The 14,013-nt window shown below is 68.0% G+C and carries 13 protein-coding genes and 1 pseudogene; 9 read left to right on the top strand and 5 right to left on the bottom strand.

The window, feature by feature from the left end; translation table 11 throughout:
* Positions 1 to 828 precede the first annotated feature (828 nt).
* The 3 genes from LOS8367_RS16320 to LOS8367_RS16310 all read left to right on the top strand — a co-directional run bounded on the left by LOS8367_RS16320 (position 829) and on the right by LOS8367_RS16310 (position 3,869).
* Positions 829 to 1,854, top strand: coding sequence for an SDR family NAD(P)-dependent oxidoreductase (locus LOS8367_RS16320; protein WP_085897605.1), 1,026 nt, complete (start codon positions 829 to 831; stop codon positions 1,852 to 1,854).
* A 92-nt stretch (positions 1,855 to 1,946) separates the two neighbouring features.
* A complete protein-coding gene (locus LOS8367_RS16315; RefSeq protein ID WP_165761504.1) occupies positions 1,947 to 2,387 on the top strand; it encodes a GNAT family N-acetyltransferase in 441 nt (146 codons plus the stop codon).
* 78 nt (positions 2,388 to 2,465) lie between these two features.
* The gene (locus LOS8367_RS16310; RefSeq protein WP_085897603.1) at positions 2,466 to 3,869 is read left to right on the top strand and encodes a DUF2252 domain-containing protein; all 1,404 of its coding nucleotides are present in this window, start codon (positions 2,466 to 2,468) and stop codon (positions 3,867 to 3,869) included.
* 4 nt (positions 3,870 to 3,873) lie between these two features.
* Here LOS8367_RS16310 and urtE read toward each other — a convergent pair whose 3' ends face one another.
* Genes urtE through urtA form a run of 5 tightly spaced genes read right to left on the bottom strand, consistent with a single transcriptional unit; the run spans position 3,874 to position 9,853 of the window.
* Positions 3,874 to 4,569 carry an urea ABC transporter ATP-binding subunit UrtE gene (gene urtE / locus LOS8367_RS16305; protein WP_085897602.1) on the bottom strand — a complete coding sequence of 232 codons (696 nt, stop codon included), beginning with the start codon at positions 4,567 to 4,569 and terminating at the stop codon, positions 3,874 to 3,876.
* 2 nt (positions 4,570 to 4,571) lie between these two features.
* Complete coding sequence (gene urtD / locus LOS8367_RS16300; protein ID WP_085897601.1) at positions 4,572 to 5,312, bottom strand: urea ABC transporter ATP-binding protein UrtD; 741 nt, start codon at positions 5,310 to 5,312, stop codon at positions 4,572 to 4,574.
* The gene (locus LOS8367_RS16295) at positions 5,309 to 6,532 is read right to left on the bottom strand and encodes an ABC transporter permease subunit (RefSeq protein WP_085897600.1); all 1,224 of its coding nucleotides are present in this window, start codon (positions 6,530 to 6,532) and stop codon (positions 5,309 to 5,311) included. The genes urtD and LOS8367_RS16295 overlap by 4 nt, the downstream gene beginning before the upstream one ends.
* A 31-nt stretch (positions 6,533 to 6,563) precedes the next feature.
* Positions 6,564 to 8,516, bottom strand: a complete 1,953-nt coding sequence (urtB, locus tag LOS8367_RS16290) for an urea ABC transporter permease subunit UrtB (RefSeq protein ID WP_370737708.1) — start codon at positions 8,514 to 8,516, stop codon at positions 6,564 to 6,566.
* 50 nt (positions 8,517 to 8,566) lie between these two features.
* On the bottom strand, positions 8,567 to 9,853 hold the full coding sequence (gene urtA, locus LOS8367_RS16285) for an urea ABC transporter substrate-binding protein (protein ID WP_085897599.1): 1,287 nt from the start codon (positions 9,851 to 9,853) through the stop codon (positions 8,567 to 8,569).
* Positions 9,854 to 10,221: 368 nt separating this feature from the next.
* Between urtA and LOS8367_RS16280 the strand changes: the two genes are divergently transcribed.
* The 6 genes and pseudogenes from LOS8367_RS16280 to ureC all read left to right on the top strand — a co-directional run bounded on the left by LOS8367_RS16280 (position 10,222) and on the right by ureC (position 14,006).
* A complete protein-coding gene (locus LOS8367_RS16280; RefSeq protein ID WP_085897598.1) occupies positions 10,222 to 11,046 on the top strand; it encodes an urease accessory protein UreD in 825 nt (274 codons plus the stop codon).
* Position 11,047: 1 nt separating this feature from the next.
* Positions 11,048 to 11,350: an urease subunit gamma gene (locus tag LOS8367_RS16275; protein ID WP_085897597.1), complete on the top strand. Its 303-nt coding sequence runs from the start codon at positions 11,048 to 11,050 to the stop codon at positions 11,348 to 11,350.
* 25 nt (positions 11,351 to 11,375) lie between these two features.
* The gene (locus LOS8367_RS19120; RefSeq protein WP_165761503.1) at positions 11,376 to 11,525 is read left to right on the top strand and encodes a hypothetical protein; all 150 of its coding nucleotides are present in this window, start codon (positions 11,376 to 11,378) and stop codon (positions 11,523 to 11,525) included.
* Entirely contained in the window at positions 11,522 to 11,827 is a 306-nt protein-coding gene (locus LOS8367_RS16270; protein WP_085897596.1) for an urease subunit beta, read from the top strand. Before LOS8367_RS19120 ends, LOS8367_RS16270 begins: the two co-directional genes overlap by 4 nt.
* Positions 11,828 to 11,893: 66 nt before the next feature.
* Positions 11,894 to 12,250: pseudogene (locus LOS8367_RS19500) on the top strand (lysozyme inhibitor LprI family protein).
* A gap of 46 nt (positions 12,251 to 12,296) precedes the next feature.
* Positions 12,297 to 14,006, top strand: coding sequence for an urease subunit alpha (gene ureC / locus LOS8367_RS16260; RefSeq protein WP_085897594.1), 1,710 nt, complete (start codon positions 12,297 to 12,299; stop codon positions 14,004 to 14,006).
* Positions 14,007 to 14,013: the final 7 nt, after the last annotated feature.

The following is a 14,013-nucleotide window of genomic DNA, read 5'->3' as shown; positions in this document are numbered from 1 at the left end:
GCCCATCCGCCCCCCACACCAGCGCGGTGGGTTGGGAAAGACCGCCGAAACCGTTGAAATCAAGCGAGCTGGCAGAAAAGTTGTTGGAAACAGCCACGACCATTACCCTTCGAAACACTCGTTAAAAAATGTGGCGAAACGCAAGAACACGCGCCTCGGCAATCAATCTCGTCCTGAGGAGCGGGTTGGGGCATAAGATGGGCGTCGCTGAAAACGGGCGGTGCCCCGGTCCTTCCCCCCGATCTCCCCCGGCAAACGCGCCCGGAAATCGGCTGCTCCTCATACCTCTGGCTTAACGTTAACAACCCTAGGCCACGGCACAAACATATTTTCGCCACAGAACCGAACTCCGCGCGAAACTTGATATTTATTACAAAAGCACTATCCAAAAAGCAACATTATAACTATTCCGCGAGGGGTGGCAGATCGGCAATAGATATGCCTCAGGTTGTCGTCGTTTACTCTTCCTATGGTGGAAAATGCTGATTGGCGAACCACCTGAATGGATGCCACCGTTACATTTCGAAAGTCCAATCTTTGGCTCGTGTCTCTTCAGGGGAATTAAATGACCGGGGACGCGAAATGTGATTTGCAGAGTGGGATTGTTCCCAAATCGCGCGAATCCGGTCCGCGAACTCCCCCGCGCCTGCGCGTTGACCGGTGGCTGAACGAATCATCTGACAGCTACCGGCTCGCTCATGGGCCGGTCACCGAACCCAACCGGGACCCGGGAACCCGCCCTCCAGCAACGTGCGGCTTGCCAATCGGGGCGCTCGCGTCCACTTTGCCTCGGCTTCTGAACCTCTACGCAACAGATCCGGGCCTGCCATGACCGAGACCGAGCTTCCCGTCGCACTCGTCACCGGCTCGGCCGGATTCATCGGGATGCATGTCTGCGAGCGGCTGATCGCGGATGGCTACAGGGTGGTCGGGCTCGACTCCCTGAACGACTATTACAGCGTCGCGCTCAAGCAGGCGCGCCACGACCGGCTGGCGCGCCACAACGCGTTCAGCGCCGAGATCGGCAAGATCGAAGACCCCGGCCGGCTGATGCGGCTGTTCGAGGAGAACCGGCCCAGCCTCGTGGTCCATCTCGCGGCGCAGGCGGGTGTGCGCTACTCGATCGAGCAACCGCGCTCCTATCTGGAGGCGAACCTGCAGGGCGGCTTCGAGCTTTTGGAGGCGGCGCGGGCGCACCCGCCAGCGCATATGCTGTTCGCCTCGACCAGTTCGGTCTACGGGGCCAATACCGAGATGCCCTATCGCGAGACGGCCAAGGCCGACACGCAGATGTCCTTCTACGCCGCCACCAAGAAGGCGGGCGAGGCGATGGCGCATTCCTACGCGCATCTCTACGACCTGCCAATCACCATGTTCCGCTTCTTTACCGTGTACGGGCCTTGGGGCCGGCCGGACATGGCGCTGTTCAAGTTCACCCGGGCGATCCTCGAGGACACGCCCATCGACATCTACAACCACGGCGACATGAAGCGCGACTTCACCTATATCGACGACCTGGTCGAGGGGATCCGCCATCTTGCCGATGCGATCCCGGCCCGGCCCGGACCCGAGGGCCCGCGCGAGGGCGACAGCCTCTCCGCGGTCGCCCCCTTCCGGGTGGTGAATATCGGCAACGGCGCGCCGGTGCCGCTGATGGAGTTCGTCGAAGCGATCGAGGCGGCGCTGGGGCGGACGGCGATCAAGCGCTTTCTCGACATGCAGCCGGGGGACGTGCCCGCCACATGGGCCGATACGCGGCTGATCGGCGAGCTGACCGGCTATGCCCCCTCGACCCCCGTTGCGTTTGGCGTGGCGCGCTTCGTGGAGTGGTACCGCGACTATCACGGTGTCTGAATTGCGGGCATGGCGACCGGCGCGGCGGTCTTGCGCGCAGGACGGGGCCTAGGGGGCTTGCCTCTCGGCGCGGTGCCTGCGAGCCTCGCCCCATGGATGATTGGACCATACGCCGGGCCGTGCCCGAGGATGCCGCCGCGCTGACCGCCTGCTTCGCGCGGGCCTATGCGCCGCATGCGCATCTGCCCGACCTGCCGCCGGTCACGCGCGGCATCGGCGACGACATCGCCAACCACTATGTCTGGCTGGCCGAGCGCGGTGACGAGGTACTCGGCGGCGCGGTGCTGGTCATCGGCCCGGGCAGCGCCAAGCTGTCGAATATCTGCGTCGATCCGGGCGCCGCCCGCAACGGCATCGGCCGGGCGCTTTTGCGGCTCATCGAGGCGGAGGCCCGCGCCTGGGGGGCGCAGGCGGTGACGCTGACCACCCACGCGGAGATGGAGGAGACGCGGCGCTTCTACGATCACCTCGGATGGCGCGAGACCGGTCGCTCCGGCAACCGGGTCTACATGGAAAAGTCCCTGCCCGGCTGAGGCCGCGCCGCAACCAAGTCCCCGATGCCGCGTTGTCGAGAGGCATCCCGAGCGGATGCGCCGGGCACGGGGGGCGTCATGGCCAAGGGCAGGACATCGAACAAGAAGGCCACGCCGGTCGAAGCGCCGCTGGAGCCGCGTGTCGAGGCGTTCCGGGCCCTGGCGCAACGCTATGCCGCGGATGGCTGCGCGATGCGGCCCGGCCAGCTCACCGGCCATGACCGGCGCATGCATGTGCGCGACACGATCATCGAGGACCATGCGACGCGGATCGACCAGAAGGCGATCGGCGCGCAGCGCAAGTTCGACAAGCTCTCGGGCTCGCTCTTCGCCTTTTTCCGGGGCACCTCGCTGCTGTTTCACCGCGACATGGCGGGCGAGGATTCGCGGATGCCGACGGTGCTGCTTCTGGGGGACGTGCATCCGGGCAATTTCGGGGTAATGCCCAATGCCGACAACGTGCCGATCTTCGGCGTCAACGATTTCGACGATGTCTGCTATGGCCCCTTTACATGGGACCTGAAGCGCGGCGCGACGGGCTTCATGCTCGGCGCCGGGGAAAAGTGCGGCTACGGCGCCAAGGTGCAGCGCAAGATCGCCCGGGCCTTCATCGACGGCTATCTCGACGGCATGGCCTTCTATGCCAAGAGCGGCACCGAGTCCGGCGAGGAGCTGCGCCCCGACAACAGCCCCAAGGTGATCCGACGGCTGTTCGAGGAGGCGCGGACTTCGCGGGCCGAGTGGCTGCGCGACCGCTATCTCGACGAGACCGGGCGCGGGTTTCGCGCCAACGAGGAGTTCACCCCGGTGTCGCGCCGGGTCGAGGAGTTCCAGAAGCAGATCGACAGGCTCGCCGCGGGCGACAAGGTCGGGCGCTCGCGCAGGATCGAGGGTCTCAAGGTCAAGGACGTGGCGATCCGGCATGGGCAGGGTACCGCCTCGCTCGGCCTGCCGCGCTACTACGTGCTGCTCGAAGGGCCGTCGGGCGACGCCACCGACGACCTGATCATCGAGTTCAAGCGCGCCCGCCGCTCGGCGCTGAGCGGGCTGGTGCCCGAGACCGGCTTCGACTCGGGCGAGCTGGGCGCCCGGATCGCGCATGGGCAGTCGGTGCATCTCGCCCAAGGCGACGTGTTCTACGGCGAGGTCGAGATCGAGGGCGAGAGCTTCATGTCGCGCGAGCGCGCGCCGTTCCGCGAGGACATCGATCTCGACGAGCTGTCGAAGAAGACCTGGAAGGCCTATGCGCGGGTCTGCGGTCGGGCGCTGGCGCAGGCGCATGCCCGCTCCGACGAGGTCGGGCAGATCGATTATGACGTGGAGCCGCGCATCCTCGAGGCGATCGGGCCGCGCAAGCTCTTCGTGGCCGACATCCTCGACTTCGCCGAGGAGGCGCTGGCCCGGCTGCGCCGCGACCACGAAAGCTTTCGCCGCGACCACGCGCATGGTGCCTTCGAGGATCTGCGGCGCAGCTACCGCTGAGCGGTCAGACCGAGACCTCCGAGAGCAGCCGCTCGCGCGGTACGTCGTCGCGCGCACCCGAAAGCGTCACCGCGCCGCGTCGCATCACCACGAAGCGGTCGGCGAGATCATAGGCAAAGTCGAAATACTGTTCGACCAGCACGATTGCCATGTCGCCCCGGTCGCGCAGCTTGGCGATCACCCGGCCGATCTGGGCGATGATGTTGGGCTGGATCCCTTCCGTCGGCTCGTCGAGCAGCAGCACGCGCGGCTTGAGCACCAGCGCGCGGGCGATGGAGAGCTGCTGCTGCTGGCCACCCGACAGATCGCCGCCGCGCCGATGCCGCATCTCGTGCAGCACCGGGAACAGCTCGTAGATCTCGTCCGGCACCTTGCGCTCGGCGCGCGGCAGCCCGGCGAAGGCGGTTTCGAGGTTCTCGCGCACGGTCAGGAGCGGGAACACCTCGCGCCCCTGCGGCACGTAGCCGATGCCGCGCCGCGCCTTGGCATGGGCCGACAGCCCGGTGACCGCGTCGCCATCGAGCCGGATCTCGCCCCGGCTGGTCGGGTGCCGCCCGGCAAGCGCCTTGAGCAGGCTGGTCTTGCCGACGCCGTTGGTACCCATCACGCAGGTCACCTCGCCGGGGCAGGCCTCGAGCGAGACACCGTCGAGGATCTGGCTGTGGCCGTAATGCAGGTCGAGCCTGTCCACTTGGAGCATGGTTATCGTCCCAGATAGACGTCGATGACGTCGGGGTTGGAGGTCACGTGGTCGAGGCTACCCTCGGCCAGCACCGATCCCTCGTGCAGCACCGTCACCCGGCAGTTCAGCCGCCGCACGAACTCCATGTCGTGCTCGACCACCACCACGGCGCGGGTCTTCGCCGCCTCGACGAGGATCTCGGTGGTCTTCTCGCGCTCGGCCACGGTCATCCCGGCCGCGGGCTCGTCCACGAGCAGCAGTCGCGGCTCCTGCGCGAGCAGCATGCCGATTTCCAGCCACTGCTTCTGGCCGTGGCTGAGTTCGCCCGACTTGCGGTCGAGATGCGCGGCGAGGCCGATGGTTTCGGACAGCGCGTCGACCCGCTCGAGATCGGCGGGGCCGGGCCGCCAGAACAGCGCCGCGAAGGGGCCGCGCTTGTTCCTCAGCGCCACCAGCAGGTTGGCGCGCACGGTCTGGTCCTCGAACACGGTGGGCTTCTGAAACTTGCGCCCCACCCCTTCGCGGGCGATCCGCGCCTCGGACAGGCCCAGCAGCGAGATCCCCTTCTCGCCCCAGCGGATCGTGCCCTTGTCGGGGCGGGTCTTGCCGGTGACGATGTCCATGAAGGTGGTCTTGCCCGCGCCGTTGGGCCCGATCACCGCGCGCAGCTCGGCCGCGCCCATGTGGAAGGACAGGTTGTTGATGGCGCGGAAGCCGTCGAAGCTGACCGAGACGCCCGAGACTTCGAGAAGCGTGCTCATGCCTTGGCCTCCTCCTCGCGGAAACTGCCCTGATCGGGGCCGAGATCGGCACCGTGCCGCGCCGGGCGGCGGCGCTGGGTCCACAGATCCACGAGCCCGCCCAGCCCCTTGGGAGCCAGCAGCGTGACCAGCACGAAGCTGAAGCCCAGCATCACCAGCCACCAGTCGACCCAGACCAGCCGCAGCGGCCCGAGATCGAGATCGGGCAGCTTGCCCGAGGTGAAGAAGGAGGAGATCAGACTGACCGCGATGGCGCCGATCACCGCGCCGTAAAGTCGCCCGCGCCCGCCGATCGCGACCCAGACCGCGAGGTAGATCGAGGCGATGGGCATCATCTCGGCCGGGTTCACGATCCCCGCCTGCGGGTAGTAAAGCGCACCCGCGATGCCGGTGATCGCCGCCGACAGGGTGAAGACGGCGAGCTTGTAGCCCTCGACCGGGTAGCCGAGGAACCGCACCCGCGCCTCGTTGTCGCGGATCCCGCGCAGGATCGCGCCGAACTTGCCCGATACCACGAAGGCGCAGAGCAGGTAGCCCAGTCCTAGTGCCAGCGCCGATCCCCACAGGAACCACAGCGAGACGGTGGATTGCGGCACGCCCGAGAGCCCCGGCAGGTTCTGAAGCCCCGAGAGGCCGTTATTGCCACGCAGGCCCGCATCGTTCTGGAACAGGTAGAGCGCGAGGGCGAGAGTCATCGCCTGGGTCAGGATCGACAGGTAGACGCCGGTGACGCGGCTGCGGAAGGCAAGCCAGCCGAAGACCAGCGCCAGCGCCGAGGGCACGAGCACGACGAGCGCGAGCTGCGCCGGCAGAGAGCCCGAGAAGGCCCAGATCGTCGGGAAGTCCGAAGAGCCGACCACGCCGAAGATCTGCCCGCCCACCGCGTCGCGGATCTCCTGCGGCGTCGGCGGGATCGCCTGACCGGCGAGGCTTTCGGCGACGATCCCTTCGGTCCGCGCGGTCATCAGCCACATGCCGATCATGTAGCCGCCAAGCGCGAAGAAGGCGATGTTGCCAAGGCTCAGGATGCCCGCATAGCCCCAGACCAGGTCCATGGCGAGCGCGGCCAGCGCGAGGCAGAGCGTCATCCCCAGCGTCTTGACGAAGCTGGTCGAGAGCCCGCCCGAGGCCGCCATCGCGGTGATGGCGAGCGTACCGATCAGCAGCAGCCCCAGCACCACCGGCACCGACGGGTTGCGCTTGAGAAACGAGCCGGTCATGCGGCCTCCGATTTTTGAATGGCGGTCATGGTCAGTCCCCCGCCGCGCGGCCCCGGAGCGCGATGATCCCGCGCGGCCGGAACTGGATGAAGATGATGACGGCGACGATCATCCAGGTCTGCGCCGCCAGCGTGTTCGAGGGGTTGAGCACCTCGATGCCCTTTTGCAGGCCGCCGATCATCGCCGCACCCGCCAGCGTGCCCCAGATGTTGCCGACGCCGCCGACCACCACGGTCATGAAGCTCTGCACGATGTAATCGGCGCCCATCTCGGAGGTGACCTTGGCATAGAGGCCGATCGCCACGCCGGCGATGCCGGCGATGCCCGAGCCGAGCCCGAAGGTCAGCATGTTGACCCGGCCCGGATCGATGCCAACCGAGGCCGCCATGCCGGGGTTCTGGGTGACCGAGCGGGTCTCCAGCCCGAGTCGGGTGCGCTTCATCAGGAACAGGAAGAAGCCGAGGAACATCAGCGCCAGCACGAAGATCGCGATCCGGATATGGCTGATGCCGACCACGTCGTTGATGATCCAGGCGCCGCCGAGCCAGTCGGGCGCGGTCAGCGGCCGGGCCTGCGTGCCGAACACGATCTTGGCCAGCTGCTGCAGCGCGATCGAGATGCCGAAGGTGGCCAGCAGCGTCTCGAGCGGCCGCTTGTAGAGATGCCGGATCACCAGCCGCTCCATCGCGACGCCGGCGGCGAAGGTGACGACGAAGGCCGCCGGCAGCGCCGCGATCAGCGACAGCGTCCGGTCGGGGATGATCTGCTGCACCAGATAGGCGGTGTAGGCGCCCATCATGATGAATTCGCCATGCGCCATGTTGATCACCCCCATCACCCCGAAGGTGACGGCGAGGCCGATCGCGGCGAGGAAGTAGATCGAGGCGAGCGAGAGCGCGTCGAGACCGATATCGACCCCCTTCATCGCGCCGACACGGATACCGATCGAGGTCAGCGCCGCGCGGGCGGCATCGGTCACGGCCTCCGAGGGTTCGGTATAGACGTCGAAGAAGGCGTGGGCGGCCAGCGCCGCGTCGACATCGGCCTCCTCGACGCGCGACGGCACGAGGCCTTGGGCGGCCAGCGCGTCATAGGCGCGGGCGCGGGCCTCCGGATCGCCGAGCGTCTCGACCGGCACGCCGCCGACCATGCCATCGGCGCGGTTGGCCTCGAGCGCGGCGCGGATCTCGTCGGCGCTCGGGCGCGGCGGCGCCAGCCCGGCATCGACCAACGCGCCATAGGCGGCGGCGCGCGACAGCCTTTCGCCGCCGGGCGACAGCTCGCGCGCGACGTTGCCCTCGGGGGTCTCGCCCTCGGGCAGCGCCACCATGCGGCTGGCCAGCAGCGGGTTGATGGCGGCGCGCGTCTCGACGGCGGTGTCGGTGGACAGCGCCTCGATGGCGGCGACGCGCTCGGCTTCGTCGGTGCCGAAGCGCGCGGTGAGCAGCCGCTCCAGCCGGATCTTGCGGGCCAGAAGATCCGCATCATCCTCGGACTCGATCGAGGCGCGCAGCGGCGCCAGCAGCTCGGGCTCGGGATCGCGGGTGATGGATTCCAACGCGGCCCGCCTGCGGCGCGGCTCGGGATCGGTGAGCTGGAACTGCACCAGCGCGGTGCCGATCAGCGCGCGGATGCCGCTGTTGGGCTTGATCTGCTCCATCGCGTCCGTCTCGGCCGGGCCCGCTTCCTCGCCGGTATCGACATCGACGAGGATCTCTTCCCCGTCCTTCTCGATCACCCGCCAGAAACGGCCCTCCGCGTCGATCCAGAGCGCCTTGTCCTGCCAAGCCTGCAGCACCGGCTGCACCCGTGGCAGACCGCTTTCGACGATCGCCTCGATCGCCGGGCCGATGGTGCGCCGCGAGCTTTCCTCGATCAGCGCGCCCTGCGCCTGCAGCAGGTCCTGCACCGGCCCGGCCTGCGCCATGCCCGCGCCGAGGCCCAGCCAGAGCGCCGCCAGCGCCGTCTTGATTGTCCGTCTCATCATCCCGCCCCCGAGGGGGACCGGGGGCACGGCCCCCGGTCCGACCATGCTCAGTAGTTCGACTTGGTCTGCACGCAGGTCTCGGTCTGCGTGTTGTACATGCCGCAATCGAGTTCCTGCCAATCCGAGGTCAGCACCGCGCTCTCGGGCAGGTAGTCGGTCCAGGCGTCGCCCGGCACCGGATCGGTCTCGCTCAGGATGTCGAACTGCCCGTTCTCGGTGATCTCGCCGATCAGCACCGGCTTGGTCAGGTGATGGTTGGGCAGCATCTCGGCGGTGGAGCCGGTCAGGTTGTCGAAGGTCTGGCCGTACATCGCCTCGCGCACCGCATCGACATCGGTGGTGCCGGCATCCTCGACCGCCTGCGCCCACATGTTGAACCCGATGTAATGCGCCTCCATCGGGTCGTTGGTGACCCGCTCGGTGCCCATTTTCTCCTTCCACTTGGCGACGAAGGCCTCGTTCGCCTCGCCCTCGGCCGACTGGAAGTAGTTCCACGCCGCGAGGTGGCCGACGAGGTTCGAGGTGTCGAGGCCCGACAGCTCCTCCTCGCCCACCGAGAAGGCGATGACGGGGATGTCCTCGGCCGAGACGCCCTGCGCCGCGAGCTCCTTGTAAAAGCCGATATTGGCGTCACCGTTGATGGTCGAGATCACGCCGACCTTCTTGCCGTCGGCGCCGAGCGCCACGACGTCGGAGACGATCTTCGACCAGTCGGAATGGCCGAAGGGGGTGTAGTTGACGAAGATGTCAGCGTCAGCGACGCCCTGATCCTTGAGATAGGCCTCGAGGATGTTGTTGGTGGTGCGCGGATAGACGTAGTCGGTGCCCAGAAGCGCGAACTTCTCGACGCCCATCTCCTCGATCATGTAGTCGGTCGCGGGGATCGCCTGCTGGTTCGGCGCGGCGCCGGTGTAGAACACGTTCTTCGAGGATTCCTCGCCCTCGTACTGCACCGGATAGAACAGCAGCCCGTTCAGCTCCTCGATCACCGGCAGCACCGACTTGCGCGACACGCTGGTCCAGTTGCCGAAGATCACGTCGACCTCGTGCACGGTCAGCAGCTCGCGCGCCTTTTCGGCGAAGAGCGGCCAGTCGGAAGCCGGGTCGACCACCACCGCTTCGAGATCGCAGCCCAACAGGCCGCCCTTCTCGTTCTGGTCCTCGACCAGCATCAGCACCGTGTCCTTCAGCGTCGTCTCGGAAATCGCCATGGTGCCCGAGAGCGAATGGAGCACGCCGACCTTGATCGGGCAGGCGGTGTCCTGCGCCATGGCGGAGACGGCCGAGAGGCCGAGCGCCGCGGTCAGGGCGAGGGTGGAAATACGCGTTTTCATGTCACTGTCTCCCGCGGGACGCGGCGTCGGCGTTGCCCGCTGGGCCCGCCGGTTCTAGATCTCGTCCCGCAACATCGTTGCACCCGGGGGCGGCCGTCGAGAGCTGCAATTCCTGCGGCTGTCCCCATCTCCCGCCCCTGCCCGGTGCCGAACGGCCCGGTGGCGGATGCGCTCATCGTTTGAGCAGCGCGGCCGAAGTGGCAAACTTCCGGGCGCCGCGGCGCAGCGGGATTGCGGCCATTGCCGACATTTTGTGCAAATGCCCGGGACCGTGCCGCAATCCTGACCGCAATGGCGCGGCGGGCCCGGCGATCCCGGCGCCCGGTCTGGCATCTTCATATCCGAACGGCGCAGGAAAACGGCAGGAAATGCCTCGGGGGAGAACCGCCATCCTGCACCAGCTGCCATATGCCACCCCACCCCGTGCGAAGGGCGCCCTGCGGATCGAGGCCGGGGCGGGCGGGCTGTCGCTGCTGCGCCAAGAGGGGGCGCTGCGGGCGCTGTTCCCGCGCAAGCCCCATGTCGAGGCGGTGATCCTCAACACTTCCGGCGGCGCCACGGGAGGCGACCGGCTCGAGATCGAGGCGCGGGCGCGGAGCGGAGGGCATCTGCGGCTCACCACCCAGGCCGCCGAGCGGGCCTATCGCAGTTCGGGCGGACCGGCGGCGCGCATCCGCAACCGGCTCGCCGCCGAGACCGGCGCGCGGCTCGACTGGCTGCCGCAGGAGACGATCCTCTATCGCGGCTGCGATCTCGACCGGGCGCTCACGCTCGATCTCGCTCCCGGCGCCCGGGCGCTTCTGGTCGAGCCGGTGATCTTCGGCCGGGCGCTGATGGGCGAGGTGCTGGACGAGGCGCGGTTCCGCGACCGCATCGAGATCCGCCGCGACGGCGCGCCGCTCTATCTCGACGCGATGCGGCTCGAAGGAAACGTCGCCGCGCATCTCGCACGCCCCGCCGTGGCGAACGGCGCCGGCGCGATGGCCAGCGTGATCCTCGCCGCCACCGAGGCCGAGGCGCATCTCGCGCCGATCCGCGCACTGCTGCCCGCCACGGCCGGCGCGACGCTCATCGCCCCTGACCTTCTGGTGCTGCGGCTTCTGGCCGAGGACGGCTTCGTGCTGCGCCAGACGCTTCTGCCGGTGCTCGACCTGCTGACCGGCGGCACCCTGCCCGCCTCATGGAGACTCTAGGATGAACCTCACCCCCCGCGAAAAGGACAAGCTCTTGGTCGCCATGGCCGCCGAGGTGGCGCGTCGCCGCCTTGCCCGAGGCGTCAAGCTCAACCATCCCGAAGCGATCGCGCTGATCACCGACGCGGTGGTCGAAGGCGCGCGCGACGGCCGCAGCGTGGCCGAGATGATGCAGATGGGCGCCGAGGTGATCACCCGCGCGCAATGCATGGAGGGCGTGCCCGAGATGATCCCCGAGGTGCAGGTCGAGGCAACCTTTCCCGACGGCACCAAGCTCGTCACCGTGCACGACCCGATCCGCTGAGCCCCAATCGCCGAAAGGACCGATGATGACCCGCATCCTCTTCGCCACCCCGCTCGTCCTTCCCGCCCCGGCGCTCGCGCATGCGGGCGCGGCGCATCTCCATGCCGGCTGGGCCGGGCCCCTCCTCGGCCTCGCGCTCGTTGCCGTGGCCCTGGTCCGGGGGCTGCGCGCATGATCCCCGGCGAGGTGATGCCCAAGGGCGGCGATATCGAGCTGAACGCGGGGTCCGAGGCGATCACGCTGATGGTCGCCAATACCGGCGACCGACCCGTGCAGGTCGGCAGCCATTTCCACTTCGCCGAAGCCAATCCCGGTCTCGACTTCGACCGCGCGGCTGCGCGCGGCCGCAGGCTCGACATCGCCTCGGGAACGGCAGTGCGCTTCGAGCCGGGCCAGCGCCGCGAGGTGCGGCTGATCGAAATCGGCGGCGATCGGCGCGTCTTCGGCTTCCAGGGCGGCGTGATGGGGGAGCTGTGATGGTCGCGCATGGGGAGAATCGGCTTCGTATGCTAGGCTGGCTGCGGACCGGACCGGAGGTTTGCCATGCGTTTCGTCTACCTGTTCCCGCTCCTTCTCCTGCATTCCCTGCCCGCCACGGCGCGGAACGACTATCATCGCTGCGATCCGTCCACGCAGATTGGCATCAACTTCTGCGCCCACGAGGAATGGATGGCCGCCGATGCCGAGTTGAACCGCCTGTGGGGCGTGGTGAAACCGCGCGCCGATGCCCGGGGGACCGGGCAGGCGCTTCTGAACGAACAGCGCGCCTGACTCGCGCGGCGCGACGCGACCTGCGAGCCGGAGCACCAGGGCGGCGGCAGCGCCGCGCCGATGTTCTACTGGAAATGCATGGAGGAGCTGACGCTGCGCCGCAACGCGGAGCTGCGCGCGATGCGCTGAACCGCGCCTCCATGAGCCCTGCGACCCAACTCATGGAGGCCATCCGATGCCCGTGACCATTCCGCGCGGCGATTACGCCGCCATGTACGGCCCCACCACCGGCGACCGGGTCCGGCTCGCCGATACCGACCTCGTGATCGAGGTCGAGCGCGATCTCACCACCTATGGCGAGGAGGTGAAGTTCGGCGGTGGCAAGACGATCCGCGACGGCATGGGCCAGAGCCAGCGTTCGCGCGCCGAAGGCGCGGTCGACACGCTGATCACCAACGCGCTGATCCTCGACCATACAGGCATCTACAAGGCGGATGTCGGGCTGAAGGACGGACGCATCGCCGCCATCGGCAAGGCGGGCAACCCCGACACCCAGCCGAATGTCGATATCGTCGTGGGCCCCGGAACCGAGGTGATCGCGGGCGAGGGGCGGATCCTCACGGCAGGCGGCATGGACAGCCACATCCACTACATCTGCCCGCAGCAGATCGAGGAGGCGCTCGCGTCCGGCGTCACCACCATGCTCGGCGGCGGCACCGGCCCGGCGCATGGTACGCTGGCCACCACCTGCACGCCGGGGCCGTGGCATCTTGCCCGGATGCTGCAATCGGCCGATGCCTTCCCGATGAACCTCGCCTTCGCGGGCAAGGGCAACGCCTCGCTTCCGGGCGCGCTGCACGAGCAGATCCTCGCGGGGGCCTGCGCGCTGAAACTACACGAGGACTGGGGCACGACGCCCGCCGCCATCGACTGCTGCCTGCGGGTCGCCGACGAGACCGGCGTGCAGGTGATGATCCATACCGACACGCTCAACGAGGCGGGCTTCGTCGAGAACACCGTGAAGGCCATCGCCGGGCGCACCATCCACGCCTTCCATACCGAGGGCGCGGGCGGCGGCCACGCCCCCGACATCATAAAAATCTGCGGTGAGATGTCGGTGCTGCCCGCCTCGACCAACCCGACGCGGCCCTTCACCATCAACACGGTCGAAGAACATCTCGACATGCTGATGGTCTGCCACCACCTCGACAAGCGGGTGCCCGAGGACATCGCCTTCGCCGAAAGCCGGATCCGGCGCGAGACCATCGCCGCCGAGGACATCCTGCATGACATGGGCGCCTTCTCGATCATCGCCTCCGACAGCCAGGCGATGGGCCGGGTCGGTGAAGTGCTGATCCGCACCTGGCAGACCGCCGACAAGATGAAGCGCCAGCGCGGGCGGCTGGCCGAGGAGGCCGGTGAGAACGACAACTTCCGTGCTCGCCGCTATGTCGCGAAATACACGATCAACCCGGCGCTGGCGCATGGCCTCGCGCACGAGATCGGCTCGATCGAGCCGGGCAAGCGCGCCGATCTGGTGCTCTGGCATCCGGCCTTCTTCGGGGTGAAGCCCGAGATGGTGCTCTTGGGCGGGCAGATCGTCATAGCGCAGATGGGCGATCCCAACGCCTCGATCCCCACCCCGCAGCCGGTGCATCTGCGCCCGATGTTCGGCGCCTATGGCCGGGCGGTCGAACATGCCGGCGTCACCTTCGTCTCGAAGGCCGCGCAGGAGGACGGGCTGCGCGAACGGCTCGGCCTCGCCAAGCAGACCGTCGCCATCGAAGACACCCGCCACGTGACCAAGCGCGACCTGAAGCTCAACGACGCGCTGCCCGAAGTCGAGGTCGACCCCGAGACCTACGAGGTCCGCGCCGACGGCGTGCTGCTGACCTGCGAACCTGCCGAGGTGCTGCCGATGGCGCAGCGCTACTTCCTGTTCTGAGGTGACG

This window comes from Limimaricola soesokkakensis, from assembly GCF_900172345.1.
Classification (GTDB): Bacteria; Pseudomonadota; Alphaproteobacteria; order Rhodobacterales; family Rhodobacteraceae; genus Limimaricola; species Limimaricola soesokkakensis.
This window is presented reverse-complemented; position numbering and strand designations above follow the sequence as displayed.